Annotated in this window: 26 protein-coding genes and 1 pseudogene; 9 read left to right on the top strand and 18 right to left on the bottom strand. The window is 69.1% G+C overall.

Annotation, left to right across the window (positions count from 1 at the left end):
• Positions 1-51: 51 nt before the first annotated feature.
• From PARHAE_RS00960 to uxaC, 12 genes are all read right to left on the bottom strand, one after another.
• Positions 52-807, bottom strand: a complete 756-nt coding sequence (locus PARHAE_RS00960) for an SDR family NAD(P)-dependent oxidoreductase (RefSeq protein ID WP_126152731.1) — start codon at positions 805-807, stop codon at positions 52-54.
• A gap of 72 nt (positions 808-879) precedes the next feature.
• Positions 880-1,710, bottom strand: coding sequence for a manganese catalase family protein (locus PARHAE_RS00965; RefSeq protein ID WP_126152732.1), 831 nt, complete (start codon positions 1,708-1,710; stop codon positions 880-882).
• Positions 1,711-1,933: 223 nt separating this feature from the next.
• The gene (locus PARHAE_RS00970) at positions 1,934-3,001 is read right to left on the bottom strand and encodes a M42 family metallopeptidase (protein ID WP_126152733.1); all 1,068 of its coding nucleotides are present in this window, start codon (positions 2,999-3,001) and stop codon (positions 1,934-1,936) included.
• Complete coding sequence (locus tag PARHAE_RS20925) at positions 2,974-3,324, bottom strand: hypothetical protein (protein WP_164555096.1); 351 nt, start codon at positions 3,322-3,324, stop codon at positions 2,974-2,976. The genes PARHAE_RS00970 and PARHAE_RS20925 overlap by 28 nt, the downstream gene beginning before the upstream one ends.
• A 305-nt stretch (positions 3,325-3,629) precedes the next feature.
• Positions 3,630-5,027: a mannitol dehydrogenase family protein gene (locus PARHAE_RS00975; protein ID WP_164555100.1), complete on the bottom strand. Its 1,398-nt coding sequence runs from the start codon at positions 5,025-5,027 to the stop codon at positions 3,630-3,632.
• 1 nt (position 5,028) lies between these two features.
• Entirely contained in the window at positions 5,029-5,754 is a 726-nt protein-coding gene (kduD, locus tag PARHAE_RS00980; protein WP_126152735.1) for a 2-dehydro-3-deoxy-D-gluconate 5-dehydrogenase KduD, read from the bottom strand.
• Positions 5,751-6,578, bottom strand: coding sequence for a 5-dehydro-4-deoxy-D-glucuronate isomerase (gene kduI / locus PARHAE_RS00985; RefSeq protein ID WP_126152736.1), 828 nt, complete (start codon positions 6,576-6,578; stop codon positions 5,751-5,753). Before kduI ends, kduD begins: the two co-directional genes overlap by 4 nt.
• Before the next feature lie 11 nt (positions 6,579-6,589).
• Complete coding sequence (locus PARHAE_RS00990) at positions 6,590-6,826, bottom strand: cupin domain-containing protein (protein WP_126152761.1); 237 nt, start codon at positions 6,824-6,826, stop codon at positions 6,590-6,592.
• A 41-nt stretch (positions 6,827-6,867) separates the two neighbouring features.
• Positions 6,868-8,148, bottom strand: coding sequence for a TRAP transporter large permease (locus tag PARHAE_RS00995; RefSeq protein ID WP_126152737.1), 1,281 nt, complete (start codon positions 8,146-8,148; stop codon positions 6,868-6,870).
• A 1-nt stretch (position 8,149) separates the two neighbouring features.
• Positions 8,150-8,683, bottom strand: coding sequence for a TRAP transporter small permease (locus PARHAE_RS01000; RefSeq protein WP_126152738.1), 534 nt, complete (start codon positions 8,681-8,683; stop codon positions 8,150-8,152).
• A gap of 60 nt (positions 8,684-8,743) precedes the next feature.
• Positions 8,744-9,721, bottom strand: coding sequence for a TRAP transporter substrate-binding protein (locus PARHAE_RS01005; protein ID WP_126152739.1), 978 nt, complete (start codon positions 9,719-9,721; stop codon positions 8,744-8,746).
• Between the two features lie 22 nt (positions 9,722-9,743).
• Positions 9,744-11,150 carry a glucuronate isomerase gene (gene uxaC / locus PARHAE_RS01010; RefSeq protein ID WP_126152740.1) on the bottom strand — a complete coding sequence of 469 codons (1,407 nt, stop codon included), beginning with the start codon at positions 11,148-11,150 and terminating at the stop codon, positions 9,744-9,746.
• A gap of 82 nt (positions 11,151-11,232) precedes the next feature.
• On the opposite strand from uxaC, the gene PARHAE_RS01015 reads away from it, so the two are divergent.
• Positions 11,233-11,937: a GntR family transcriptional regulator gene (locus tag PARHAE_RS01015; RefSeq protein ID WP_241232619.1), complete on the top strand. Its 705-nt coding sequence runs from the start codon at positions 11,233-11,235 to the stop codon at positions 11,935-11,937.
• 105 nt (positions 11,938-12,042) lie between these two features.
• On the opposite strand, the gene PARHAE_RS01020 is transcribed toward PARHAE_RS01015, so the two are convergent.
• From PARHAE_RS01020 to PARHAE_RS01035, 4 genes are all read right to left on the bottom strand, one after another.
• Complete coding sequence (locus tag PARHAE_RS01020) at positions 12,043-12,933, bottom strand: energy transducer TonB (RefSeq protein ID WP_164555097.1); 891 nt, start codon at positions 12,931-12,933, stop codon at positions 12,043-12,045.
• Entirely contained in the window at positions 12,933-13,415 is a 483-nt protein-coding gene (exbD, locus tag PARHAE_RS01025; RefSeq protein ID WP_126152742.1) for a TonB system transport protein ExbD, read from the bottom strand. Before exbD ends, PARHAE_RS01020 begins: the two co-directional genes overlap by 1 nt.
• Positions 13,416-13,418: 3 nt before the next feature.
• Positions 13,419-14,582, bottom strand: a complete 1,164-nt coding sequence (gene exbB / locus PARHAE_RS01030; protein WP_126152743.1) for a tonB-system energizer ExbB — start codon at positions 14,580-14,582, stop codon at positions 13,419-13,421.
• A gap of 133 nt (positions 14,583-14,715) precedes the next feature.
• Positions 14,716-15,744 carry a siderophore-interacting protein gene (locus tag PARHAE_RS01035; RefSeq protein ID WP_126152744.1) on the bottom strand — a complete coding sequence of 343 codons (1,029 nt, stop codon included), beginning with the start codon at positions 15,742-15,744 and terminating at the stop codon, positions 14,716-14,718.
• Positions 15,745-15,904: 160 nt separating this feature from the next.
• Between PARHAE_RS01035 and PARHAE_RS01040 the strand changes: the two genes are divergently transcribed.
• Genes PARHAE_RS01040 through mobA form a run of 5 tightly spaced genes read left to right on the top strand, consistent with a single transcriptional unit; the run spans position 15,905 to position 20,284 of the window.
• Entirely contained in the window at positions 15,905-16,939 is a 1,035-nt protein-coding gene (locus PARHAE_RS01040) for a hemin-degrading factor (protein ID WP_126152745.1), read from the top strand.
• Positions 16,936-17,796 (top strand): heme/hemin ABC transporter substrate-binding protein, encoded by an 861-nt coding sequence (locus PARHAE_RS01045; RefSeq protein ID WP_126152746.1) that lies wholly within the window; start codon positions 16,936-16,938, stop codon positions 17,794-17,796. The genes PARHAE_RS01040 and PARHAE_RS01045 overlap by 4 nt, the downstream gene beginning before the upstream one ends.
• Positions 17,783-18,853, top strand: coding sequence for a FecCD family ABC transporter permease (locus PARHAE_RS01050; protein WP_126152747.1), 1,071 nt, complete (start codon positions 17,783-17,785; stop codon positions 18,851-18,853). The genes PARHAE_RS01045 and PARHAE_RS01050 overlap by 14 nt, the downstream gene beginning before the upstream one ends.
• Entirely contained in the window at positions 18,850-19,638 is a 789-nt protein-coding gene (locus tag PARHAE_RS01055; RefSeq protein WP_126152748.1) for a heme ABC transporter ATP-binding protein, read from the top strand. The genes PARHAE_RS01050 and PARHAE_RS01055 overlap by 4 nt, the downstream gene beginning before the upstream one ends.
• A gap of 40 nt (positions 19,639-19,678) precedes the next feature.
• Positions 19,679-20,284: a molybdenum cofactor guanylyltransferase MobA gene (mobA, locus tag PARHAE_RS01060; protein ID WP_126152749.1), complete on the top strand. Its 606-nt coding sequence runs from the start codon at positions 19,679-19,681 to the stop codon at positions 20,282-20,284.
• Here the strand turns inward: mobA and PARHAE_RS01065 are convergent.
• Positions 20,271-20,507: a hypothetical protein gene (locus PARHAE_RS01065; RefSeq protein ID WP_164555098.1), complete on the bottom strand. Its 237-nt coding sequence runs from the start codon at positions 20,505-20,507 to the stop codon at positions 20,271-20,273. The two genes, mobA and PARHAE_RS01065, sit on opposite strands and share 14 nt — an antisense overlap.
• Before the next feature lie 212 nt (positions 20,508-20,719).
• Between PARHAE_RS01065 and PARHAE_RS01070 the strand changes: the two genes are divergently transcribed.
• A complete protein-coding gene (locus tag PARHAE_RS01070) occupies positions 20,720-21,433 on the top strand; it encodes a tryptophan-rich sensory protein (RefSeq protein WP_126152751.1) in 714 nt (237 codons plus the stop codon).
• Here PARHAE_RS01070 and PARHAE_RS01075 read toward each other — a convergent pair.
• Positions 21,412-22,782, bottom strand: coding sequence for a cryptochrome/photolyase family protein (locus PARHAE_RS01075; protein WP_126152752.1), 1,371 nt, complete (start codon positions 22,780-22,782; stop codon positions 21,412-21,414). The two genes, PARHAE_RS01070 and PARHAE_RS01075, sit on opposite strands and share 22 nt — an antisense overlap.
• Positions 22,783-22,902: 120 nt before the next feature.
• Between PARHAE_RS01075 and cobA the strand changes: the two genes are divergently transcribed.
• Both cobA and PARHAE_RS01085 read left to right on the top strand, forming a co-directional pair.
• Positions 22,903-23,643: a uroporphyrinogen-III C-methyltransferase gene (gene cobA, locus PARHAE_RS01080; protein ID WP_241232620.1), complete on the top strand. Its 741-nt coding sequence runs from the start codon at positions 22,903-22,905 to the stop codon at positions 23,641-23,643.
• 113 nt (positions 23,644-23,756) lie between these two features.
• A pseudogene (locus PARHAE_RS01085) lies at positions 23,757-25,383 on the top strand (hypothetical protein); the annotation flags it as partial.

The raw sequence follows: 25,383 nt of genomic DNA on the forward strand, positions 1-25,383 counted from the left end.
GATCGGACCTTGGGAAGCGCCGGGCCGGTCATCGGCCGGGCGGGAAGGGGGTCATTCGTCCTCGGGCTTCGCCATCCGCCGATGCGCCTTGGCCACCAGCCCCGCGGGCAGGACTTCGGCCAGGGTGGCCTGCATCTTGTTCTTCAGGCCCGGCGTCATCTGCGCCTGTCCCGCCATCATGGCGTCATAGCCCGCGCGGGCGACCATGGCGGGATCGTCCTTGTTCTTCATCTGGCCGATGGGCGTGTCCAGAAGGCCCGCGCGCTCGAAGAAGGCCGTGTCCGTCGGGCCGGGCATCAGGCAGGTGACGGTGACGCCGGTGTCCTTCAGTTCCTCGTTCCAGCCCAGGGCGAAATTGTTCAGGAACGCCTTGGAGGCGTTGTAGATCGCCTGGAACGTCCCCGGCATGAAGCCCGCGATGGAGCCGGTGATCAGGATCCGCCCCTGGCCACGGGCCTGCATCCGGCGGCCTAGGGGATGCGCCAGCCGCAGCACGCCCAGGATGTTGGTCATCACCACATGGTCGATGCGCTGCGGATCCTGGTCCAGAAAGGCGTGGCCCAGCCCGGTGCCCGCGTTCAGCATCAGCAGCTCGACCTCGCGTCCGCCCAGATGGGCCAGGACCGACGCGACCCCTTCGGACGTGGCCAGATCGGCCTCGACCGCTTCGGCACCCAGGCCTGCGGCGGCCTGATGAATGGCGGGTTCATCGGCGACCATGATGGTGTGATGACCATCGGCACGGGCGATGCGGGCCAGTTCCAGCCCGATTCCCGTGGATGCGCCGGTGACAAGGGCAAGGGTCATCGCCATCTCCTGCAAGGGTGTCGCGTGTTGCGAAAGGACAGGCCCGCCGGTTCCGGCCGGCGGGCCGCAGGATCATCCGATCTGTTCGGCCTGCGCGCCGCTGTCGGGGCGCGCCATGCCCAGATCGGGCTTCTGGTCGGACGGATGCAGCTTGCCCGTGACGAAGGTGCCCTTGCCGTCGATGGACGGACCTTCGGCCCAGCGGCCCGGAACGGGCGCGCTGCCGTCGGCCTGGAAGCCCAGATAGGCATAGCTGAAGTCGGTCTTTTCCTGCGCCTGCGGAAAGCTGTTCGGGATCGGGAAGGCCCCGGTCATGCCGCCCAGTTCCTCAAGCGCGGCAAGCCACTGGTTCTGGTGCATGGTGTCGCGCGCGATCAGATAGGACAGCATGTCCTTCATGCCGGCGTCGTCGGTCATGTTGTAAAGCCGCACGGCCAAGGTGCGCCCCGTGGATTCGGCGGCGACATTGGCGGTCATGTCGGCGGCGATATTGCCGCTGGCATAGATGTGGGACATGTCGAAGGGCACGCCGTCGCTGTCCACCGGCATCGCCGACAGGCCGGACGACAGCAGGTTCTTCAGGTTCATGCCGCCCATCGCCGCGCCCACCACGCGGTCGGTCGCGGCCATCTCCTCCTGCATCGACAGGGGCGCGCCATCCAGGTTCATCGCGACGGCGGTCGCCAGCATCTCGATATGGCCCAGTTCCTCGGCGGCGGTGTTCATCAGCAGGTCGCGGAACTTGGGGTTGCCGCGCGCGCCGCAGGCCTGGAAGAAATATTGCATCGCCACGCGGATTTCGCCTTCGACCCCGCCGATGGCCTGCTGCAGCGCTCGGGCGAACAGCGGGTTCGGGGTGTCGACGCGAACGGGATATTGCAGCTTGTTGTCGGTATAAAACATCGGAAGTCCTCGGATGATCGTGGAGGGAAACCGGGCATCCAGACGGCGTACACGCATCGGCGTCAGCACGGGCACCCGGTCCTACAACCGTCCCCTGCTTGCGATGTTCCCGAAGATCGGCCGGGCAATCCTTTATCAACCGGGTCGAGTCCGGTCCCTGGCCCGGTTTCCGCGGCCTTCCTTGCAGGCCCGGAAAACGCCAAGGCACGCCGTTCTTCGTCCCTTACAGCGGCGTGAAATCCGTATCAGGACGCAGGCGTCGGCAATATTCGCAGACAAGATCGATGGTGGCCTGAATGTCGTCAAGGCATACCACCTCGGACGGGGTGTGCATGTAGCGCAGCGGCACGGAGATCACGCCGGTGGCGACGCCGCCCTGCAATTCCTGGACCACCCGTGCATCCGTGGGGCTGGTGCCGCCGGTCGCCTGCTGCTGCCAGGCTATGTCCTTGTCCCTGGCGGCCGAGATCAGAAGGTCCAGCACGACCGGATTGGTGTTGGCCCCCTGGGATATGCCGGGGCCCTTGCCAAGCTCCAGCTTGCCCTGGTCCTCGGGTCGCGCGCGGGGATAGTCCGTGGCGACGCCCATATCAATGGCAAGGGCCGTGCGCGGCGCAAGGTTGAAGCCCGCCGTCTTGGCGCCGCGAGAGCCGATCTCCTCTTGCACCGTGCCCAGGATGTGCAGCCCGACATCGGGATGCACGCCGCCCTCCTCGGCCAGGCGGCGCACCACCTCGGCGCCGATCAGCAGCCCCACCTTGTTGTCGAAGGCGCGTCCCACGGCCAGGCCGCCGCCCAGCAGGGCGAAGCCGGCATCGATCGTCACCGGACTGCCGACATGGACGACCTTTTCGGCCTCTGCGCGCGACGCGGCGCCGATGTCGATCCACAGATCCTTCAGCGACGGCGTCTGGCTGACATCGGACGCCTGGAAGGTCTGGATCGCCTTGCGCCCGATCACCCCCGGCACGCGTTCATGTCCATGGACCCAGACGCGCTGTCCGATCTCGGTCGCGGCGTCGGTGCCGCCGATCGTGCTGAAGAACAGGAAGCCGTCCTCGTCGATGTGATGGACGATGAAGCCGATCTCGTCCATGTGGCCGGCATACATGAAGCGCATCGGCGCGTCGGGATGGATGACGGCGCTGACATTGCCCAGGATATCGGTCGTGACCGTGTCCGCGAAGGGCTGGACGTAATCGCGATAAAGCCGGGCGACCGGCTGCTCGAAGCCGCTGGGCGAGGGGGCTGCGACGATGGCTGTCAGGAAATCAAGGGCGCGATCATGCATGGCGGCGGCTCCTGTGGAGAGGGGGTGAACCCTAGACCGCCGATGTTGTTCCAGAAGCCCCGGCGGTTTTTGGCCTGATTGGATAGCGCAGGCATGAATTTCAGGCGCCAGGTATAAGCTGCACTGACCGGCGACAGGGCGATCATTGCTCGGGCGGCTGGCCGCCGGTCGACCGGGCCGCGATCAGGGCATCGCGCAGGCGCTGCCGCGCCCCGGCAGACCCGGCTTTTGACCGCGCCGATGTCGCAGCCGAGTATCCCGGCGGCGGCGATGTAGCTTTCGCCCAGGACTGCGGCCGCAGTTCCTTGCGGCGCAGGTGCCATTCCTGCGACGGCAGGCAGCGGGGAAGGGTCGAGGCGCAATCGGCATCCGCGGTCCGTTCCCGGCTCTGGCGGCGCCAGGTGCGGAACCGCCGCCCGAACAGGTCAACCGCCGCAATGGCACCGCGACGAAGCGCGTGAAGGGCGCCCGCGAAGCCCGGCAGGCTTTCCTGTTGCGACTTTCGGACGCGCTTCGGCCTCTGGCCGAGATCCCGGCCGGCTGCGAGGGCCGCGCCGCAGCTTACAGGTTCAGCAGGAAGGTGGGTCAGAACAGCGCCTCCCCTGATCCGCCCTGGCCCAGGCGGATTTCAACCCGTGGCTACGGCCTGCGCGGCCATCTTGCGCGCCCCATCCCGGACCAGCCCCGACAGCGCCGCCGTCAGGTCGGCGGCAAAGCCCGGATCGTCGCGCAGGGTGGGGGGGAAAACCTCGGCCAGGGCCAGGAAGCCCTTGACCGTCGCCGCCGGATCGTCGTGCCACAGATCGGCCAGGCGCGAGGCCAGCGGATCCCTGACCTCGATGGGGCGGCCCTGTTCGTCCGACCCCGAGACATAGCGCATCCAGGCCGCCACGGCCAAGGTCAGCCCCGGCACCGCGCGCCCTGCGGCCCGGCTTTCCGCGATGGTCCCCAGGATCCGCTGCGGCAGCTTCTGGCTGCCGTCCATGGCGATCTGCCAGGTCCGGTGCCGGATCGCCGGATTGGCGTATCGCGCGGCAAGCGCGTCGGCATAGGCGGCCAGATCCTCGCCCGGCGGCGGGGTCAGCGCCGGGATGATCTCGTCCCCCCACAAGCCGCGCACCAAGCGGGCGAAGACCGGATCGGCCATCGTGTCGGCGATGGTTTCGTGCCCCGCCAGATAGCCCAGATAGGCGAGGCTGGAATGCGTACCGTTCAGCATCCGCAGCTTCATGTGCTCGAAGGGCGTCACATCCGCGACCATCTGCACCCCGACAGTCTCGAAGGCCGGGCGGGGGCCGCAGAAATCGTCCTCGACCACCCATTGCCGGAAGGGCTCGTGCATGACCGGCGCTTCGTCGCGGTATCCCGTGGCCGCTTCCAGCCGGTCCAGATCGGCGGGCGTGGTCGCGGGCACGATACGGTCGACCATGGTGGACGGAAATGCGCCCTTCGCCCGAATCCAGTCGGCCAGGGCCGGGTCGATCAGCCGGGCCAGTTCCAGAACCACGCCGCGCACCACCCGGCCGTTTTCGGGCAGGTTGTCGCAGCACAGCACCGTGAAGGGCGGCAGGCCCGCCGCGCGACGCGCGGCCAGGGCGCGGACCAGGAAGCCCGGCGCAGAGCGCGGCAGCGGGTTTTCCAGGTCGTGCCGGATGTCGGGATGGCCGGGGTTCAGGCGGCCCGTGGACGGCTCGTGGCAATAGCCCTTTTCCGTCACGGTCAGGCTGACGATATGCGTTGCGGGCGAGGCCATGGCGTCCAGCACGGCCTGGGGATCCTCGGGCGCGACCAGCACGTCGCGCAGCACCGTCACGACCTGCGGCTTTTCGCCGTCCGGTCCCAGTTCAAGTGCCGTATAGGCCCAGCCTTGCGGTTTCAGCCTGTCGCGCGTGCCCGGCGATTGCAGCGACACGCCGGTGACGCCCCAGCCGCCCGCCTGGGCCACATAGATCGCCCCATGCGCGCGGAAAAACGCGCCCAGGCCCAGATGGACGATGCCGCCCGCCGTGGCGGGGTCGCGGTGCAGCCTATCGTGCAAGCCAGCCTCCATCGACGTTCAGGACCGCGCCGTTGATATAGTCGGACGCGGGCGCGGACAGGAACACGGCGGTCTGGCCGATGTCTTCCGGGCGGCCCCAGCGGCCTGCGGGGATGCGGTCCAGGATCGCGGCGGAACGGTCGGGATCGGCGCGCAGGGCCGTCGTGTTGTTCGTCTCGATATAGCCGGGCGCGATGGCGTTGACGTTCAGGCCCCGCGCCGCCCATTCGTTGGCCATTAGCTTGGTCAGCCCCGCGACGCCATGTTTCGACGCTGTATAGGACGGCACCCGGATGCCGCCCTGAAACGACAGCAGGGACGCGATGTTGACGATCTTGCCCCGCCCGCGCGGCAGGGCCGCCCTGGCGAAGGCCTGGCAGGTGAAGAACAGCGCCTTGAGGTTCGTGTCCATCACCTCGTCCCAGTCGGCTTCGCTGAAATCGACCGCATCGGCGCGGCGGATTATCCCTGCGTTGTTCACCAGAATGTCGATCTGTTCCGAGGCAAAGACATCGCGCGCCGCCATCGGATCGCTGAAATCCAGCCGCAACTCGCGGCCGGATCCCATCAGCGCCAGCGTCTCGTCGCAGTCGCGGCGGCCGCTCGCGATGACCTCGGCCCCCGCCTGCGCCATGGCGACGGCGATGGCCTGGCCGATGCCGGTATTGGCGCCGGTGACAAGCGCCACCTTGCCCTCCAGCGAGAACGGGTTCACCGCAGATCCCCCGGCTGGACGAAGTCCATGTCGGTGTAATCCACGTTGTCGCCCGCCATCGCCCAGATGAAGGTATAGCCGCCGATCCCCGCCCCCGAATGGATCGACCAGGAAGGCGAGATCACCGCCTGTTCGTTGGCGACGAAGATGTGGCGGGTTTCCTGCGGCTCTCCCATCAGGTGCAGGACGCGGGCCTCGGGCGCCATGCCGTGATACAGATAGGCCTCCATCCGCCGGTCGTGGACATGGCTTGGGATGGTGTTCCAGACCGACCCGTCCTCCAGCGTGGTATAGCCCAGCACCAACTGGCAGCTTTCCATCACCAGCGGGTGGATGAACTGGCGGATGGTGCGCTTGTTCGAGGTTTCCACCGCGCCGGTCTTCATCTCCTTGGCCTCGTTCACGGTGACAAGCCGACAGGGCAGGGCGCGATGCGCGGGACAGGACGCGAGATAGAAACGCCCCATGCCGCTGAACGTCACCGCGCCCGATCCCCTGCCCAGATACAGCACATCGCCGGTCTTCATCTCCCATGTCCGGCCCGCCGCCGTCACCGATCCGGTGTCGCCGATGTTGACGATGCCCATTTCGCGCCGTTCCAGGAAGGTCGCGGTCTTCGTTTCCTCGATCTTGTCCAGGGTGATGTCGGCGCCGTTGGGGACCGCGCCGCCCAGCACGAAGCGGTCGTAATGGGTATAGACCAGCCGGATCTCGGCATCGGCGAACAGGCCCTCGGTCAGGAAATGCTGGCGCAGTTCGGCGGTGTCCATGCGCTTGGCGTGATCGGGATGGATCGCGTGGCGGGTTTCGACATGGGTGGTCATGGCAGGGCCTTTCACAGGAAATCGTCGCGGCGGGGGGTGAAGCTGTCGATCAGTTCGCCAGCTTCAAGACAGGTGCAGCCGTGTTCGGCGCCCGAGGGGATGACGAAGGCGTCGCCCGGCCCGACCTCGAAATCGCGGCCATCCACGGTGAAGCGGTAGCGGCCCGATTGCACATAGGTCGATTGCACATGCGGGTGGCTGTGCAGCGCGCCCCGGTCGCCCGCCCGGAAGGCGAAGCGGACGACCATCAGGTCGGGGGCATGGGCCAGGACGGTGCGGATGGGATCGGTCACTTGAACACCCCCGGCAGCCACAGGGACAGGGCGGGCACATAGGTCACCAGCAGCAGCACGATCAGGCCCGCCGCATAGAAGGGCCAGACGCTGCGCATGGCTTCCCAGATCGAGATCCGCGCCACGGCAGCGGCGACGAACTGCACCGGGCCAAGCGGCGGCGTGTTCAGCCCGATGCCCAGGTTCAGGATCATGATGACGCCGAAATGCACCGGATCGACACCGAAGGCCGCGACCACCGGCAGGAAGATCGGCGTGGTGATGATGATCAGCGGCGACATGTCCATGAAGGTGCCCAGCACCAGCAGCACGATGTTGATCATCAGCAGGATCACGAACGGATTGTCCGAAACCGACTGCATCCAGTTGAGCGAAATCTGCGCCACGTGCAGATAGGCCATCAGCCAGCCGAAGGCCCCCGCCATGCCGATGATCAGCAGCACCATCGCCGTGGTCCGCACGGCCTGCTGGGTGGCGTGGACGAAATCGGACCAGGACATGCTGCGATAGACCAGCATCGTCACCAGCAGCGCATAGATCACGGCGATGCACGAGCTTTCGGTGGCGGTGAAGACGCCCGACCGGACGCCGCCGAAGATGATCGCGATCAGCAGCATTCCGGGCAAGGACTGGATCAGGAAGCGCAGGACATTGGCGAAGCCGGGGAAGGGTTCCGTCGGATAGCCGCGCTTGCGGGCGACGACATAGGCCGTGATCGACAGCGCGACCGCCAGAAGCAGGCCGGGGATGATCCCCGCCGTGAACAGGTCGGCGATGGAAATCCGCCCCCCGCCCGAGATCGAATAGATGATCATGTTGTGGCTGGGCGGCAGCAGCAGCGCGATCAGCGCCGCCATCGAGGTCACGTTGACCGCGTAATCGGCGCCGTAGCCGCGTTCCTTCATCTGCGGGATCATGATGCCGCCGACCGCCGCCGCCTCGGCCACCGCCGACCCGGAGATGCCGCCGAACAGGGTGGAGGCGGCGATGTTGACCTGGCCAAGGCCACCCCGGACATGGCCGATCAGCGATCCGGCGAAACGCACGATCCGCGCCGCGATGCCGCCGCGCACCATCAGGTCGCCCGCGAAGATGAAGAAGGGAATGGCCATCAGCGTGAAGACCGAAATCCCCGCCGACAGCCGCTGGAACACCACCAGAGGCGGCAGGCCCAGATAGCCCACGGTCGCCAGGCTGGAAATGCCCAGGCAGAAGGCGATCGGCGTTCCGATCAGCATCAGGGCGGTGAAGACGCCGAACAGGATCAGATATTCCATCTCAGGCCTCGGTCATCAGGATGTCTTCGGCGTCCGGCTCGGCCTCGACCATGCGGCCGGTCAGCCGGTTCAGCAGGTGTTCCAGAACGAACAGCGTCATCAGCACGCCCCCCGCGAACAGCGGCATATAGCCGAAGCCCCCCGGCAGCCCGATCACCGGCAGGCTGGACCCCCAGGTCTTGGCCATCAACTGCCAGCCATAGACCGCCATGCCGAGGCTGAAGACCAGCACCGCCAGGTCGGACAGCGCCCGCAGCCATGTCCCGGCGCTGTCGGGCAGAAAGAACAGCAGCACGTCGAAGCCCATATGGAAGCTTTCATGGACGCCCACGGCGCTGCCCAGGAAGATGAACCAGCTCATCAGCAGGATCGCCACGGGTTCGACCCACAGCAGGCTGTCGTTCATCACATAGCGCATGAAGACCTGCGCGAAGACGATCACGGTCATCGCGACCAGGCCCAGGCCCGCCAGCCACAGGCTGGTCCGCGACAGCCAGGCGTTCAGACGCGACAATGCGGCGATGCTGCCGTGCATGGCGTCACCTTTCGATTGCGTGAAGGGAATGGCCCGCGCAGGGCGGCGCGGGCCTTGGCGTCACTGGGTTTCCTGGATGCGCTTGACCAGATCCTGCGCCTCGGGCGTGGTCACGTATTTCTCGTAGACGGGGGCCATCGCCTCGATGAAGGCGGTCTTGTCCACGTCCTTGATGACCTCGGCGCCGGCGGCCACGACTTTCTCCTCGCTGGCCTTTTCCTGTTCCGCCCACAGGCGGCGCTGCACGGTGGCGGAATTCTTGGCCGCCGTGCGCATGATTTCCTGATCCTCGGGCGACAGCTTGTCCCAGGCGATCTTCGACACCGCGACCAGTTCCGGGACCATCAGGTGCTGGTCCAGGGTGAAATATTTGGCCACCTCGGCATGGCCCGAACTGTCATAGGAGGGGAAGTTGTTCTCCGCCCCGTCGATGACGCCGGTCTGGATAGACGAATAGACCTCGCCGTAAGGCATCGGCGTGGCATTGGCGCCAAGCGCCGCCATCATGTCCACGAACACGTCGTTCTGCATGACGCGGAACTTCATGCCCTTCAGGTCTTCGACCGACTGGATCGGCTTTTGCGAGTTATAGAAGTTGCGCGCCCCGCCGTCGTAATAGGCCAGCGCGATCAGATCCTTTTCCTCGAAGGCCTTGGCGATTTCCTCGCCGATGGGGCCGTCCATCACGGCGTGCTGGTGTTCCTCGGACCGGAACAGATAGGGCAGCGACATCAGCTGCGTGACCGGCACGATGTCGTTGAACGACCCGAAGGACGCGCGCACCATGTCGATGACGCCGAACTGGGTCTGTTCGATGGTGTCCTTTTCCTCGCCCAGCTGGGACGACGGGAACACCTCGATGCAGATGCGGCCGCCGGATTTCTCCTTGACCTCGGCGGCCATGGCCTTGACGCCCTCGACGGTCGGATAGCCGTCGGGATGGGTGTCGGACGACCGCAGGGTGATCTCGCAATCGGCGGCGGCGGCAAGGCCGGCCGAACACAGCAGCACGGCAAGGGTGGTGGTGACGAACTTCATGGTATCCTCCCGTTGGTGAAGCTCAGAGTTTGTAGGCCTTCTTGGCGAGGCCGTAGGTCAGTTCGTGGGCAAGCGCGGGCGCCTCGTCGGCGTGCAGGCGTCCGGTGGCGACCAGCGTCGCAAGAAATCCGCAATCGACCCGCCGCGCGACATCGTGGCGCGCCGGGATCGAGCAGAAGGCGCGGGTGTCGTCGTTGAACCCCACGGTGTTGAAAAAACCCGCCGTTTCCGTGGTCATCTCGCGAAACCGGCGCATCCCCTCGGGGCTGTCGTGGAACCACCAGGGCGGACCAAGCCGCAGGCAGGGATAGACCCCGGCCAGCGGCGCCAGTTCGCGGGAATAGGCGGTCTCGTCCAGGGTGAACAGGATCACCGTCAGATCGGGGCGCATCCCCACCGCGTTCAGAAGCGGGCGCAGGGCGGCGACGTAATCGGTGCGGCCCGGAATGTCGAAGCCCTTGTCGCGGCCATGGATGGCCATCACCGGATCCGAATGGTTGCGCCGGGCGCCAGGATGGATTTGCAGGACCAGCCCGTCCTCCAGGCTCATCCGCGCCATTTCGGTCAGCATCTGGCCGCGAAAGGCATCGGCCTCGTCGGGGGTGCAGGCGCCGCGCAGCGCCTTCTGGAACAGCGCGGCGGCGTCTGCCTGGGGCAGATCCTCGGTTCGGGCGCTGGCGTGGCCGTGGTCGCTGGAGGTCGCGCCGTGATCCTGGAAGAACGCCCGCCGCGCCCGGTGCGCGTCCAAGTAACCCGCCCAGGTCGCGGTGTCGAAACCCGTCTGCTGTCCCAGCAGCGCCACGTTGTCGGCGAACCCCGCCATCTCGGGGTCCACCACCCCGTCGGGGCGATAGGCGGTGACGACGCGGCCGTCCCAGCCCGATTCGCGGATCATCCGATGCCAGCGCAGATCGTCGGTCGCGGCCTCGGTCGTGGCGATGACCTCGATGTTGAAGCGCTTGAACAGCGCGCGGGGGCGGAATTCGGGCCGGGCCAGGCAATCGGCGATACGGTCGTAATACCAGTCCGCCGAATCCGCAGACAGGCGGCGGTCGATGCCGAAGACATGCTGAAAACTGTGATCCAGCCACAGCCGCGACGGGGTGCCCGCGAACAGGTGGTAATGGCTTGCGAACAGCCGCCAGATCGCGCGCCCGTCCGTCGCGGTCGGACCGCCGTCCATGCGCGGCACGCCCAGGTCCGTCAGCGCCACGCCCTGCGACGCCAGCATCCGAAAGACGTAATGATCCGGCGTCACGAACAGCTGCGCGGGGTCGGGAAAGGGCCGGTCCTCGGCGAACCAGCGGGGGTCGGTATGGCCGTGCGGGCTGACGATCGGCAGGTCGCGGATCCCCGCATACAGGTCGCGCGCCACGTCGCGGGCGCGCCCGTCCAGCGGAAACAGCCGATCCTCGTCCAGCAAGCCCATCCTCCCTCCCATCGAGTCGTGCTTGTTTTGCGTCTAGCCATCTAATATGCTAGTTTTCAAGAATGGTCAACTGAGTGTCGAGATGGCATCATCGCGCGGGCTTTCTATGGTCGATCTTCCGGTTCTGGACGGGGGCCGGTCACGCAGCGTCACGGATCAGGTCTTCGACCTGCTCTATGACCGGGTGGTGACCCTGGCCCTGCCCCCCGGCGCCAAACTGTCCGAGGCCGAGGTGGCCGCCCAGATGGGCGTCTCGCGCCAGCCGGTGCGCGACGCCTTCTATCGGCTGTCGCAACTGGGCTTCATCGAGATCCGGCCGCAGCGCGCGACCATCGTCACGCCCATTTCGGAAGATGCGGTCTTGCAGGCCTATTTCATCCGGGCCGCGCTGGAGGAATCCTGCATGCGCGTCGCGGTGCAGCGCCTGACCCAGGACCACCTTGTCGCCTTGGCGCGGCTGATCGACCTGCAAGCCCAGGAAATCCGGGCGGGGAACCGCGCGGCGTTCCACGCCCTGGACGACCGTTTCCACCACGACATCTGCGCCTTTGCCGGGCTGGAATTCGTCTGGACGTTGATCCGCGACAATAAGGGCCATATGGACCGCGCCCGGTATCTGTCCCTTTCCTATGGCAGCGAGACCGCCTTCGCCGAACATGGCCAGATCCTGGAGGCCCTGCGCCACCGCGACGCGGATGCTGCCGTCGCCGCCGTCCGCCAGCATCTCAGCCGGATCGAGGGGATCCTGGCCCGCCTGCGCCTGGACCAGCCGCAGGTCTTCGGCTGATCGCTGGTCCTTTGCCTGGATGAAATATCCTCGGGGGGAGCCGCCTGAAAGGCGGCCGGGGGGCAGACGGCCCCCCGCCTTCGCCGCCGCGCGCGCGTCCCGACCCTATTGGATCGAGAACGGCTGCTGGAAATTATAGGACGCGTTCGTCAGGCTGGGCGGGGCCGCGGGACAGCGGGCGCGGCCCATGGCCCGCGCGATTTCCCGGTCGACGCGCGCATTTCCGGTCGTGCCGCCCAGGGACGCGGCCTGAACCCGCCCGTTGCGCGCGATCACCAGGTTCACCACGCCCCGCGATCCCCGCGCCCCCGACACGCGCGAGGCAGAGCGCAGGATGCAGGCCCCGACCTGCTGCTTCCAGCTCGCCTCGTCGCGGGCGCGCTGCTGGGGGCTGGCCCCGGTCCTGCCGGTGGCGCCCTGCTGGCCTTGCTCGGCCCGCCGCGCCGGTTGCTGCCGGGCAGGCTGTTCTTGGCGCGGTTCGGCCCGACGCTGCGGCTGTGGTTCGCGGCGCGGCTCGCGCCGAGGTTCGGGTTCGCGCTGCGGTTCTGGCTCCGGCGTGCGTTCGGGACGGCGCTGCGGCCGGGCCGAGCTGTTCAGCACCACCTCGGGCGGGGTGTCCAGTTCCGGCGGCGCGGGCGGGAACAGGTCGGCCATGTCGTCCAGCGGCGCCAGTTCCGGCAAGGGCGGCAGTTCCAGCGGCTCGGCCACTTCCTCGGGTTCCGGCTCGGGTTCAGGTTCCGGCTCCACAGGCTCCTCGGCGGCTTCCTCGACCGGCTCGGCTGCTGGTTCCTCGGTCGGCGCCACCGATTCCTCGGTCGCCTCCTCGGCGGCGGGGGCCAGATCCACGAAGACGGGCTGGGGCAGTCCCGGCGGGGCGGCGGCCTCGGCCTGGCGCATCAGCCACAGCGCGCCGCCCAGATGCACCGCCAGCACCAGGGCCGAGGCGCCGCTCCACAGGGCGGCCTCGCGGATCGCCCGGCTGGCGCGCCCGGTCATCATTGGGCCGGTTCCGGCGCGGCGGGCGCCGGATCCGCGTCGGGAACGGCGGGCGTCGCGGGTGCCTGCGCCGATTCAAGCCCCACAAGCGCGATCTTCAGATAGCCGGTGTCGCGCAGGGTGTTCATCACCTCCATCAGGTCGCCATAGGCGACCTCGCGGTCGGCGCGCAGGAAGATGCGCTGTTCGCGGTCGCCTTCGGTCGCGGCGGCCAGGGCCGCGGCCAGCCCGCCCGGCGCGATGTCGGTATTGTCCAGCGCCAGCGTCAGGTCGGGCTTCACGGTCACATAGACCGGCTGGTCCGGGCGTTCGGCGGGCGTGGCGTTCGACACCGGCAGGTCGACGTTCACGTCCACCGTGGCCAGCGGCGCGGCGACCATGAAGATGATCAGCAGCACCAGCATCACGTCGATGAAGGGGGTGACGTTGATCTCGTGGTTCTCGACCAGATCGTCGCCCGATTCGCGGATCCCGCCTGCCATGGCCTAGACCCCCGGCCGGGGCGCGGCGACGCCCCGGAAATCCAGGTCGCGGCTGACCAGTTGGCGCACGCCCGCCGCCGCATTGGCCAAGCGCAGGCGATAGCCGGTGATGCCGCGCGCGAAGACGTTGTAGATCACCACGGCGGGGATCGCCGCGACCAGGCCGATGGCGGTGGCCAGCAGCGCCTCGGCAATGCCGGGGGCCACCACGGCCAGGTTGGTGGTCTGGCTTTCGGAAATGCCGATGAAGCTGTTCATGATCCCCCAGACGGTGCCGAACAGCCCCACGAAGGGCGCGGTGGACCCGATGGTCGCCAGCACGCCGGTGCCCCGGCCCATGCGGCGGCCCGCGACGGCCTCGATCCGGTCCAGTTGCGATTCGACGCGTTCCTTGACGCCGCCGTCGCCCGCCACGTCCAGGGCGGGCTGCGACCGGCGGTATTCCTCGGCCGCCTGGCGGATCATGCGAGACACGGCATCGCGGCGGTTGCCGCTGGCGGCGACGGCGGCCTCAAGCGTGTCAGCGCGCTGGATGCGGCGGATGCCGCCCTGCACGGCCGCGCTGGCGCCCCACAGTTCCAGCGCCTTCACGACCAGCACCGTCCAGGTGACGACCGAGGCGAAGGCCAGCCCGATCATCACCGCCTTGACCACGATGTCGGCGGCCCAGAACATGCCCATCGGCGACAGGTCGTGCGGCAGGTTCGGATCGCGCGCGGGCGGGGTCAGGATCGGCGCCAGGGCGTCCTGCATGGATTGTGGCAGGAAGTCCGCGACCGGCTCTGGCTGGGGCACCGCAGGGGTTTCAACGGCAGGAGCAGGCGTTGCTGCGGGCACGGCGGCGGCCGGGGCGTCGGCGACGGGCGCCGAAGCTGTCGGCTCGGAAGCAGGCGCGGGCGCGGCACCCGCAACGGGTGCTGCGGAGGGCACGGCAGGCGCTGCGGCTTCGGCTTCGGTCGACGCCGGAGCCGTCGCGGGCGCGGCGGGTTGCTGCGCCGCAGGGGCCTGAACCTGGGCGGGCGCAGGGGCCTGAACGGGGGCCGGAGCCTGGACCGGGGTCGTGGTCTGGCCGGGCGCGGTCTCCTGCGCCGGGGCCGCAGGTGCCAGCAGGCAGGTGAGCGTCAGGGCAAGGGCTGCGCCGAGGCGGGGCTGCGGCAGGTAGGTCATGGCGTTCCTGGCTTCTTGATCCGCGGGGGCGGAGGGATCGGACGGCGCGGGTCGCGGCCATCGCCGCCCCCACGCATTGGGCCGGGTATCAAACAGCCATGTAAAATTGTCAACTATTCAGATTCATAAAGCGTCACGCGCTCCAATAGGCGGCCAGATGGGCGCGCGCCGTCCCGATTCCCAGGTCGTCGGCGATGGCCGCCTTCAGCGGCGCCAGCCGCGCCCGTTCGGTGGCCAGCCAGATCCGGTCCGCGTCGGTGCCTTCCCGCCGCAGCCGGTCGGCCAGGGCCGCCTCTCCGCCGGGGGCGTGGCTGACGTGGATCCCCGGATGCCGGGGCAGGGGGTAATCCGCCCGGACGCCGAACAGGTGGCATTCGCCGGTCGTATCCGGGCCTGCGGCCTCGATGGCGCGGGCGAGGGCCGGATAGGCGGTCTCGTCTCCGCCCAGCAGCAGGCTGCGGCCCTGCGCCAGGACGCCGCCGCCGGGCCCGGTCAGCCCGACCGCCGTGCCCGCCGCCGCCGCCGCGGCAAATCCGCAGGTGCGCCCGCCGTCATGGACGAAGATGTCGGTTTCCAGCCAGCCCGCGCCGGGGTCGATATGGCGCACGGTATAAGCGGGACGATGCAGCGCCGCTGCCCCCTTGGGCCAGACGGTGCGGCCATCCTGGCCGATCGCCGGCCATGCGGACGCCGGTGCGCCGGGGGGCTGCAACACCAGGCGGAAATGAATCAGGTCGTGGGCGAAGCGGGCCAGGTCGCCGCCTTCCAGCCGCAGCCGCAGGAAATCGGCGGCGATCCGGGTGACGCCCGCCACCTGCGCCAGGCTGAAATTCGGCGGATGCGCGCCCGGTTCGTCCAGCGACGACCAGGCAGGCCGCAGGCCCGGCAGGTGCTGGGCCAGATGATGGTCCACCGCCTCCAGCAGTTCGTGCAGGCGGTCGCGGGCATGGGTGCGGATATAAAGGATGCTGCCCGTCGGACCCATCCTGGCGCCGAATTCGTCGCCCCCCGGCAGCTTGCACCAGGTTGACCGGCCATGCCCGACATGCAGGTCCAGCCCCTGTTCGGCCGCTTCGGCCCGGATCAGGGCATCGACCGTGGCAAAGGGAAGCTCGGGCAGCGCGGCTTCGGTCTGGAAGGGGGGCAAAGGGTCATGTCTCATGAACAGGCTCCGGTCGCGGCGGCAGGGCGGTCCTCGTGGCGGATCCCGACGGCCAGGGTCGGGGGCGTCTTGCGTCCGCTAGGGTTTCCGACTAATCATGTCAAGAATTGCGTCCAGCCTGCGCCAGATGCCGCGAAAGCCGTTGCATGAAGAGGCCCCCATGAACGACCTGACCCCCGCGCGCCTGCGGGCGCTGAAACGCGACGCCACGGTGCGGCCGTTCGATCTGGCCGCCCAGCTTGGCCTGCCCGAAGCCGCTCTGGTCGAGGCGGAGCTGGGCCATGGCGCCACGCGGATCGACCCCGCCCCGTCGCGGCTGATCCCGGCGGTGCGGTCGCTGGGCGAGGTGATGGCCCTGACCCGCAACATCTCCTGCGTGATCGAGAAAATCGGCACCTATAACGATTTCCACGACGGCGATCACGCCGCGATGACGCTGGATCCCGAAATCGACCTGCGCCTGTTCCCTCGCCATTGGGTCCATGCCTTCTGTCTCGAGGCGCCGTCGCCCGATGGTCCGCGCAGGTCGATCCAGGTCTTCGACGCGGCGGGCGATGCAGTTCACAAGGTGCATCTGCGCGCTGGATCGGATCTGGACGCCTGGGACGCGCTGCGCCGCGATCTGGCGCTGCCCGACGGCGAAGGGCTGTCGGATTTCGTCCCCCGCGCGGCGGCGGAAGGGGCGCGCGCCAATCCCGACCGGGCCGACGCGCTGCGGGCCGAATGGGCGCAGATGACCGACACGCATCAGTTCAACACCCTGCTGCGGCGGCTGAAGATGAACCGGCTGGGCGCCTATCGCACGGTCGGCGCGCCCTATGCCCGGCCGCTGGCCGTCGCTGCGGTGGCGCGGATGTTCGACGCGATCCAGGCGCAGGGCCAGCAGGTGATGCTGTTCGTGGGCAACATGGGCTGCATCCAGATCCATTCGGGCACGTTCCAGAACGTCAAGACCATGGGTCCGTGGCTGAACGTGCTGGATCCCCGCTTCGACCTGCACCTGCGCGCCGATCACGTGGCCGAGGTCTGGCTGGTGGACAAGCCCACCCGGCGCGGCAGCGCCCTGTCGGTCGAAGCCTTCGCCGCCTCGGGAGAGCTGATCTTCCAGTGCTTCGGCATGCGCGCCGACAAGGGCGGCGATCCCGACGCCTGGGCGCGGCTGGCGGGCGCGCTGCCCGGCGGAGATGAGGCATGATCCGGGTTCTGACGCTTGGCCTGCTGCTCGGGGCGGCCCCCGTGCTGGCCGATCCCCATCCCGACGCGCGGCGCGTCCTGTCCATCGGCGGATCGGTGACGGAAATCGTCTATGCCCTGGGCCAGCAGCACCGGCTGGTCGGGCGCGACACGACCTCGACCTTCCCGGAACAGGCCCAGGCGCTGCCGGACGTGGGCTATGTCCGCGCGCTGTCGCCCGAAGGTGTGCTGTCGGTCGATCCCGACCTGATCCTGGCCGAAGAGGGGGCAGGCCCGCCCGAAACCGTCGCGGTGCTGGCCCAGGCCGGCATCCCCTTCGAGACGATCCCGTCGGGCACCGATGCCGACGGGCTGGTCGCCAGGATCCGCGCCGTGGCCCAGGCCTTGGGCGTGCCGCAGGCGGCCGACGGCCCCGCCGCCGCGCTGAAGGCCGATCTGGACAGGCTGGCCGCCGTAACGCAGGACATCGACAAGCCGCGCGTGCTGTTCATCCTGTCCCTGCAAGGCGGCCGCGTCATGGCGGGCGGCCAGGGCAGCGGGGCCGAGGCGATCATCCGCCTGGCGGGCGCCGAGAACGCCGTTCAGGGGTTCCAGGGATACAAGCCGCTGACCCCCGAGGCGATCACCGCCGCCGCGCCCGACGTGATCCTGATGATGAACCGGGGCGGCGACAGCGACCACGACGCGCCTGACGCAGAACTGCTGGCCATGCCCGCGATCGCGTCCACTCCGGCGGGCAAGGCGGGCCGGGTGATCCGCATGGACGGGCTGTATCTTCTGGGCTTCGGGCCGCGCACCGGGCAGGCCGCGCTGGATCTGCACGACGCCATCTATGGGGCGCCCGATGGTGGCGCTTGACGCCCCCCGCGAACGGCTTGAGGGCGACCGCCGCCACCTGGGGCGCGCCCTGGCGGTGGCGCTGACGCTGCTGCTGGCGGTGGTCGCGATGGTGTCGCTGGGCCATGGCGCATCGGGCGTGTCGGCCCCGCAGGTGCTGGCCGACTGGCTGGCGGGCCGAGAGATCGCGCTGACCGACCGGGTGGTGCTGCTGGACATCCGCCTGCCGCGCCTGGCGACGGGCATCCTGGTCGGCGCCGGGCTGGCGGTGTCGGGCGCGGTGATGCAGGGGCTGTTCCGCAACCCGCTGGCGGATCCGGGCCTTCTGGGGGTCAGTTCCGGCGCCTCGCTGGGGGCCATCGCGGCGATCGTGCTGGGCGGTCTGCTGCCGCCGTCGCTGGCCGCCCTGGCGGGCTGGCACCTGGTGCCGCTGGCGGCCTTCGCGGGCGGCTGGCTGTCGATGCTGATCCTTTACGGCATCGCCACGCGGCAGGGGCGCACCTCGATCGCGACGATGCTGCTGGCCGGGATCGCCATGGCCGCCATGATCGGCGCGCTGTCGGGGCTGATCGTCTATAAGGCGAACGACCAGCAGTTGCGCGACCTGACCTTCTGGGGGTTGGGATCGCTGGCGGGCGCAAGCTGGACCAAGCTCGCCGCCGCCGGTCCCCTGATCGCCGCCGCGCTGATCGTCGCGCCGTTCCTGGCGAGGGGCCTGAACGGCCTGGCCCTGGGCGAGGCCGCGGCCGCCCATGTCGGCATCCCCGTCCAGCGGGTCAAGGCCGTGGCGATCCTGACCACGGCGGGCGCCACCGGCGCCTCGGTCGCCATCTCGGGCGGGATCGGCTTCGTGGGCATCGTCGTGCCGCATCTGCTGCGGCTGGCAACGGGGCCGGACCACCGCTGGCTGCTGGTCAATTCCGGCCTGCTGGGCGCATCCGGCCTGATCTGCGCCGACATGATCAGCCGCACGGTGATCGCGCCCGCCGAACTGCCCATCGGCATCGTCACCGCGATGATCGGCGGGCCGTTCTTCCTGTGGGTGCTGCTGTCCAACCGCCGGGTGGTGGACCTGTGACGCTGATCGCCCGCGACATCCAGGCCCGTCTGGGCCGCGCGACGGTCCTGCACGGCGTTGGCCTGCGCGCCGAGCCGGGCCGCCTGACCGCGATCATCGGCCCGAACGGCTCGGGCAAGACCACGCTGCTGCGCTGCCTGACGGGCGAGCTTGCGCCCCAGGCGGGCGCCGTCACGCTGAACGGCGCCGACATCGCCGGGATGGCCCCCGACGCCCTGGCTCTTCGCCGCGCCGTCCTGCCCCAGCACAGCGCGCTGAGCTTTCCGTTCTCGGTGGCCGAGATCGTGCGCATCGGCCTGACCGCTTATTCCGGCGCGCCCGCCGATCAGGACGCGCTGATCCGCGCCGCGCTGCTGCGGGTGGGCTTGCCGGGCCATGCCGGGCGACTGTATCAGCACCTGTCGGGGGGCGAACAGCAGCGGGTGCAGTTGGCCCGCGCGATGGTGCAGGTCTGGCACCCCGTCGGGTCGGACGGTGCCCGCTGGCTGTTGCTGGACGAACCCGTCAGCAGTCTGGACATCGCCCATCAGCTGGCCGTGATGCGGCTGGCCCGGGATTATGCCCGGCAGGGCGGCGGCGTGGTGGCGGTGATGCACGACCTGAACCTGACCGCGATGTTCGCCGATCACGTCCTGCTGATGCAGGGTGGCCGCGCGCTGGCCCAGGGGGCGCCCGACAGGGTGCTGACCGACCCGCTGCTGTCGCAGGCCTATGGCTGCGCGCTGCGGGTGCGCCATGCGCCGGACCGGGGCGTCTGGCTGCTGCCGCAGGGGGCCGTGGCCTGAAGGGCTTGCCTTGCCGCCAGGAAGGCGGGACAACCGCCTGATGACCCCGCCCCCCGCCATCATCCTTGCCGGAGGCCGCGCGACCCGGATGGGCGGCGGCGACAAATGTCTGCTGGATCTGGACGGCAGGCCGATCCTGGCGCGGATCGTCGACCGTCTGGCCCCGCAATGCGGCCCGCTGGCGCTGAACGCGAACGGCGATCCGGCCCGCTTCGCCGCGTTCGGCCTGCCGGTCGTCGCCGACAGCCTGCCGGATCATCCGGGGCCGCTGGCGGGGATCCTGGCGGGGATGGACTGGGCTGCGGGGCTGGGGGCCGGCCGGATCCTGTCGGCGGCGGGGGACACGCCGTTCTTCCCGGCGGATCTGGCCCTGCGGCTGACCCAGGCCGGGGAAGGCATCGTGCTGGCCGCCAGCCGTGCGGCCGGGGATCAGGTGATCGCCCATCCGACCTTCGGCCTGTGGCCCACGGCATTGCGCGACGACCTGCGCGCGGCCCTGGCGTCGGGCCAGCGACGCGTGCGCGCCTTCGCGGCTTCCCATGGGGCGGCGACTGCGGTGTGGAAGGCCGACCCCGAGGATCCGTTCTTCAACATCAACACGCCCGAGGATCTGGATCGGGCGTGTTCCCGGCCTATGCCGCCGTGACCGGAAACCGGATGATGTTGTCCGCAGGCCTGATCGCCCGGTCCGTCTTGCGCAAGGCGAGATCCTTGGAAAGCCCTTCCAGTTCAGCGATATGCAATTCGATCCGCCACTTCGCGTCGGCGATCTGTTCGGCGCTGAGGTCATACTGTTCCGCATGGGCGCGGCACAGCATGACCGTCATGTGGGCGGATGAGAGATAGTCGTGGAGCGTGTCCGCTGTCATTGTTCGGCGCATGGGTCTGTGTCTTTGCCAATCTATGGACGTGATAAGCGACATTTCGCTGATTCTTGTGAAGGTCCGGTTAATACTGCACAAATAAGTGCTTTTTTCAGGATGACGTAAGGGCATCCCGCGTTGGCGGAGGCATGGCGATGATAAAGGGAACGCCGCCCGGACTCTGGTGTTGGAAGATCAGTCCGATAGGGTTGAGATTCATGCGCACCATCCTTCCGATCCTTGTCCTGCTGGCCGCCGTGGCCTTTGCCGTCTCGCCCATGCTGTCGAACGGGTTCGGCGGCTATCGCCCCGACCAGTTCCCCATCCCGCAGGCCGATCCGCCGATCCAGCCCGCCGGATGGGCGTTCTCGATCTGGGGGTTGATCTATGCCTGGCTGATCGCCGGTTCGGCCTTCGGCGCCTGGAAACGCGCGGCCGATCCCGACTGGCAGCCGATGCGGCCCGCGCTGCTGATCAGCCTGGCGCTTGGCGCCTTCTGGGTCGAAACCGCGCATCGCACCCCCATCGGCGCCACGGTGCTGATCGTGGCGATGCTGGTGCCCGCGCTGCTGGCCTTCCTGCGCGCCGGGTATCGGGATCCGGTCTGGCAATTGCGGCCCGTCGCGCTGTATGCCGGATGGCTGACGGCGGCGACGGGCGCGTCTTTCGGGATGGTTCTGGGCGGCTTCGGCATCCTGTCCGAACAGGCGGCGGCGATCCTGTGCCTGATCGCGGTGACGGTCGCTGCCCTGCTGGTCCACGGCCGCAGGCCGGGGGAATGGGCCTATCCGGCGGGCGTGATCTGGGCCTTGACCGGGATCATCGCCGCGAACCTGTCGCCCGCCAATCCGCCGGTCCTGGCACTGGCCGCCCTGGCGGCGGCGCTGCTGGCCTGGCGCGCCGTCGCGTCCTATCGCCGGAACGCGGCATAGGCGTCCAGGGCGCGCTGCCTGCCCCGGTCCAGGTCGACCAGCGGCGCGGGATCCGGATCCAGAACCCAGGACCGGGGCGCGGCCGCCGCGAAATCCCGCGCGCCAGGGGCCTTCGGGTCCAGCCAGGCATCCCGATAGCGTCGCTGGCGGTCGAATTTCGCGGCCTGCGTGTCGGGGTTGAACACCCGGAAGAAGGGCGAGGCGTCCGGCCCGCAGCCCGCCACCCATTGCCAGTTCATCGCATTGCTGGCCGCGTCCCAATCGGTCAGGCAGCGGGCGAACCAGTCCAGCCCGACGCGCCAGTCGGTCATCAGATGCTTGACCAGGAAGCTGGCGGCGATCATCCGCACCCGGTTGTGCATCCGCCCGGTCGCGAACAGTTCCCGCATTCCCGCATCGACCATCGGGACGCCGGTGCGGCCCTGCCGCCAGGCCTCGGCCTGGGCATTGTCGCCGCGCCACGAGAAATCGTTCCATTCCGGCCGCCAGCAGGTCCGGTCCAGGTCGGGGGCGGCGTCGAACAGCTCTCGCGCGAATTCGCGCCAGGCCAGTTCGCGCAGCAGATCCTCGATCCCGCCTTGCCCGTGGTCCTGGGCGTTCAGCGCCTTGTGCCACAGCCGCCGGGCGCTGATTTCCCCCACCGCCAGGGCATCCGACAGGCCCGAGGTCGCGTCCCCGTCCGCCGGAACGTCGCGGCGTTCGGCATAGCGCGCGTCCACCCGGTCCAGGAAGGCGTCCAGCCGGTCCTGGGCGGCGCTCTCTCCGGCCTGGACATGGCGGGCCACCACGTCCCAGCCCCGGTCCATCGCCGCGCGCGCTTCCGGCCAGTCCAACCCGTCGCTGCCGGGCCAGGCATCAGGCGCGGACAGGCGCGGCGCGGGCAGGGGGTCGGCGATATGCGACCTGCGCAGCGCCCGCCAGAAGGGGGTAAAGACCTTGAAGCGCGTGCCGCCGCCCGTCAGCACGCTGCCGCGCGGGACCAGATCGGCCAGCGGGTGCAGGTGCAGCCGCGCCCCGGCCTGATCGACCGCCGCGCCCAGCCCGTCGTCCTGGGCAAAGGGCAGCCCTTGCGTCGCATGGACCGCGCGGGCGCCGCTGTCGCGGATCACCTGGGCCAGCACCGCCGCCGGATCGCCCCGCCGGACGATCAGCCGGCTGCCCTGCCGGCGCAGGGCGGCGTCCAGATCGGGCAGCGCCATCGCCTGCCGCTGGGCCGAGGCGGGATGGGCGCGCGCCTCGGCCGGGTCCAGGATCACCAGGGGGATCACCGGCCCCTCTTGCGCGGCGGCGGCCAGCGCGGGGTGGTCGTCCAGGCGCAGCACGCGGCGAAACCAGCAGATGACGGTCATGGCACATCTTTCGTTCAGGTCGCGGAACCCGGCTCGCGGCGGCAAAAACTTTCGCTGCCTCGGATTGCCTGGCCCGGCATGGGTGGTATAGCGAGACAATCCCGGACGAAAGCCGCCCCGTTGCCTGATCCCGCCGCCAATCCCGGTTTCGTGTCCCTGGTCTCTGCCGGGCCGGGCGATCCCGAACTGCTGACGCTCAAGGCCGCGCGCCGCCTGGCCGAGGCCCAGGTGGTGCTGTACGACGACCTGGCATCCGGCCCGGTGCTGGACCATGCCAGCCCCCAGGCCGAACTGATCGCGGTGGGCAAGCGCGCGGGCCGCCCCTCGGCCCGGCAGGATCACGTCAATGCGCTGCTGGTCGAACACGCCCGCGCCGGGCTTCGGGTGGTGCGGCTGAAATCGGGCGATGCCGGGGTCTTCGGCCGGCTGGAGGAGGAACTGGCGGCCCTGGCGGCGGCGGGCATCCCGTTCGAGATCGTGCCCGGCGTCACCTCGGCCAGCGCGGCGGCGGCGGCGGCGGGGATTCCGCTGACCCGGCGGCTGACCGCGCGGCGCGTGCAGTTCATCACCGGCGCCGACGTGACCGGGCAGTTGCCGGGCGACATCAACTGGGCGGCCATCGCCGATCCGGCGGTCACGACGGTGGTCTTCATGGGCCAGCGCAGCTTTCCCGAACTGGCCGCCGGGCTGCGCGCCCATGGCCTGCCCGGCGACACGCCCGCGCTGTTCGCGCAATCCGTGGGCCACCCCGATCAGCGGCTGGTCCGTACGACCGTGGACGGGCTGGCCCGGATGATGCAGGCGGCCGAGGTGTCGCAGCCGGGCCTTATCATGTACGGACCCTTGGCCTTCGACATCTAAAGGTTTCCTTAAATTCCAGGGAAAAGAGACTGTTCCGGCGGCGCGGATTAGGGTTCTGTCAGACACCGTCCCAGAAGGGGGCTTGCTGCTGAAACGCGCATCCAACGGACAAGATGATCTCTTATCGTCACGTGGTCACCTATGGGACCACGCAGCATGGCTGGTTGTCTAACGTCGCCGATCTGGCCGTGGCCCGGATCGGCGCGGACTGGATGCTGTTTGCCTTGAATGCCACCGGCGGGGTCAGCAGCTATCGCATCGGCGATCTGCTTGCGCCGCTGCAACGCGCGTCGGATGCCGCCTTTCCGCTGACCTTCACCTATTACGCCAGGCCCGCCCTGACGGTCCTGAATGGCGACGCCGGGGGCAGCCTGCTGGTCGGGGGCATGTCCGGCGCGGGCGCCGCCGGGCTGGCCTTCGACGACCAGGGCCGCCTGGGCGATCTGGGCCAGTTGTTCCCGGCCGAGGGGATCGGCGCGCGCCTGTCCGCCAGCGGCCAGTTTCAGGGCGACAACAGCCGGTTCCTGGTTTCCGCCCGCGAAGGCAAGCTGGCGATCGAGGTGAACCGGATCAATGCCGACGGCAGCCTCGCCCCGGTCTCGTCCGTCACCTTGCCGACCCCACCCGGCGTGACCGAGGCGTCGCTGGACAAGATCATTCCCGTTACCGTCGACGGCCAGCCCCTGCTGGTGGCGATTTCGGGACTGGGCAACTTCATCTCGACCCATGCGATCGGCGGCGACGGGACGCTGGGCGGCGGGGCGGTACATTTCGCGGCCGAGGGGTTGGGCTATTACATCCCCTCGGACATCGCGGCGCTGCAATTCGGCGGGAACAGCTTTCTGGTGGCGGCGGGGGCGTCGTCGTCCTCGCTGTCGGTGTTCCGGCTGGACCGGACCGGCGCCCTGACCCCGACGGACCACATCCTGGACGAATTGACGACGCGGTTCCAGTCGGTGACGGCCCTCGCCACGGCCGAGGTGGACGGGCGCGGCTATGTGATCGCGGGCGGCGCGGATGGCGGCGTCAGCATCTTCACCCTGCTGCCCGACGGCAGGCTGCTGCACCTGCAAACCATCGCCGACACCAACGACATGACCCTGGGCCGGGTCGGCGCCATCGAAGCCGTGGTGATGGACGGCCGGATCGTGCTGCTGGTCACGTCCAACGGGGAAACCGGGGTGACGCAGCTTGTCGTCGATCCGGGCGCCCTGGGCACCACCGGCTTTGCCGACGCGGGCATGGCCGCGGGAACGGCGCGCGACGACCTGCTGGTGGCGACCCTTGCCACGACCCATCTGCACGGCGGCGCCGGCGACGATATCCTGGTGACGGCCAAGGCCGACATCACCCTGACCGGCGGCGACGGCGCGGATGTCTTTGCCCTGACCCGCTTCGACGGGCGCGTGACCATCACCGATTACGAGCTGGGCAGCGACCGCCTGGATCTGTCCATGCTGGGTATGATCCGCAGCGTGTGGCAGCTGAATTTCGCGCCGCAATCCTGGGGTATGCGGATCGTCTATGGCAATTCCATCCTGGAAATCCGCACCCGCGACGGCCAACCCCTAGCGCCTGCGGATTTCGGCAATGCCATGTTCCCCGTCGCCCATTACGGTCTGCCCGCGCTTGACCCGCTGGAGATCGAGACCCCGCCCGCGACGGTCGGCGGTTGGGTCTTTGGCAGCGACGCCGCCGATACCCTGCTGGGCGGGGTCTCGATCTCCAGCGGGTCAAGCG

It is taken from the genome of Paracoccus haematequi (genome assembly GCF_900631945.1).
In the GTDB taxonomy this organism is placed as follows: Bacteria; Pseudomonadota; Alphaproteobacteria; order Rhodobacterales; family Rhodobacteraceae; genus Paracoccus; species Paracoccus haematequi_A.

What these genes read in the sequence shown, in the direction of transcription:
- PARHAE_RS01040 (WP_126152745.1), top strand. Translation starts at nt 15,905, where the DNA reads ATGAACGACCTGACCCCCGCGCGCCTGCGGGCGCTGAAACGCGACGCC.
- mobA (WP_126152749.1), top strand. Translation starts at nt 19,679, where the DNA reads ATGACCCCGCCCCCCGCCATCATCCTTGCCGGAGGCCGCGCGACCCGG.
- PARHAE_RS00990 (WP_126152761.1), bottom strand. Translation starts at nt 6,826, where the DNA reads ATGGTCGTCCGCTTCGCCTTCCGGGCGGGCGACCGGGGCGCGCTGCAC.
- PARHAE_RS01045 (WP_126152746.1), top strand. Translation starts at nt 16,936, where the DNA reads ATGATCCGGGTTCTGACGCTTGGCCTGCTGCTCGGGGCGGCCCCCGTG.
- PARHAE_RS00995 (WP_126152737.1), bottom strand. Translation starts at nt 8,148, where the DNA reads ATGGAATATCTGATCCTGTTCGGCGTCTTCACCGCCCTGATGCTGATC.
- PARHAE_RS01035 (WP_126152744.1), bottom strand. Translation starts at nt 15,744, where the DNA reads ATGAGACATGACCCTTTGCCCCCCTTCCAGACCGAAGCCGCGCTGCCC.
- uxaC (WP_126152740.1), bottom strand. Translation starts at nt 11,150, where the DNA reads ATGGGCTTGCTGGACGAGGATCGGCTGTTTCCGCTGGACGGGCGCGCC.
- exbB (WP_126152743.1), bottom strand. Translation starts at nt 14,582, where the DNA reads ATGACCTACCTGCCGCAGCCCCGCCTCGGCGCAGCCCTTGCCCTGACG.
- PARHAE_RS00965 (WP_126152732.1), bottom strand. Translation starts at nt 1,710, where the DNA reads ATGTTTTATACCGACAACAAGCTGCAATATCCCGTTCGCGTCGACACC.
- PARHAE_RS01005 (WP_126152739.1), bottom strand. Translation starts at nt 9,721, where the DNA reads ATGAAGTTCGTCACCACCACCCTTGCCGTGCTGCTGTGTTCGGCCGGC.
- PARHAE_RS01070 (WP_126152751.1), top strand. Translation starts at nt 20,720, where the DNA reads ATGCGCACCATCCTTCCGATCCTTGTCCTGCTGGCCGCCGTGGCCTTT.
- PARHAE_RS00960 (WP_126152731.1), bottom strand. Translation starts at nt 807, where the DNA reads ATGACCCTTGCCCTTGTCACCGGCGCATCCACGGGAATCGGGCTGGAA.
- PARHAE_RS01050 (WP_126152747.1), top strand. Translation starts at nt 17,783, where the DNA reads ATGGTGGCGCTTGACGCCCCCCGCGAACGGCTTGAGGGCGACCGCCGC.
- PARHAE_RS01015 (WP_241232619.1), top strand. Translation starts at nt 11,233, where the DNA reads ATGGCATCATCGCGCGGGCTTTCTATGGTCGATCTTCCGGTTCTGGAC.
- PARHAE_RS01000 (WP_126152738.1), bottom strand. Translation starts at nt 8,683, where the DNA reads ATGCACGGCAGCATCGCCGCATTGTCGCGTCTGAACGCCTGGCTGTCG.
- PARHAE_RS01065 (WP_164555098.1), bottom strand. Translation starts at nt 20,507, where the DNA reads ATGACAGCGGACACGCTCCACGACTATCTCTCATCCGCCCACATGACG.
- PARHAE_RS00970 (WP_126152733.1), bottom strand. Translation starts at nt 3,001, where the DNA reads ATGCATGATCGCGCCCTTGATTTCCTGACAGCCATCGTCGCAGCCCCC.
- PARHAE_RS01020 (WP_164555097.1), bottom strand. Translation starts at nt 12,933, where the DNA reads ATGACCGGGCGCGCCAGCCGGGCGATCCGCGAGGCCGCCCTGTGGAGC.
- kduI (WP_126152736.1), bottom strand. Translation starts at nt 6,578, where the DNA reads ATGACCACCCATGTCGAAACCCGCCACGCGATCCATCCCGATCACGCC.
- PARHAE_RS20925 (WP_164555096.1), bottom strand. Translation starts at nt 3,324, where the DNA reads ATGGCACCTGCGCCGCAAGGAACTGCGGCCGCAGTCCTGGGCGAAAGC.
- exbD (WP_126152742.1), bottom strand. Translation starts at nt 13,415, where the DNA reads ATGGCAGGCGGGATCCGCGAATCGGGCGACGATCTGGTCGAGAACCAC.
- PARHAE_RS01075 (WP_126152752.1), bottom strand. Translation starts at nt 22,782, where the DNA reads ATGACCGTCATCTGCTGGTTTCGCCGCGTGCTGCGCCTGGACGACCAC.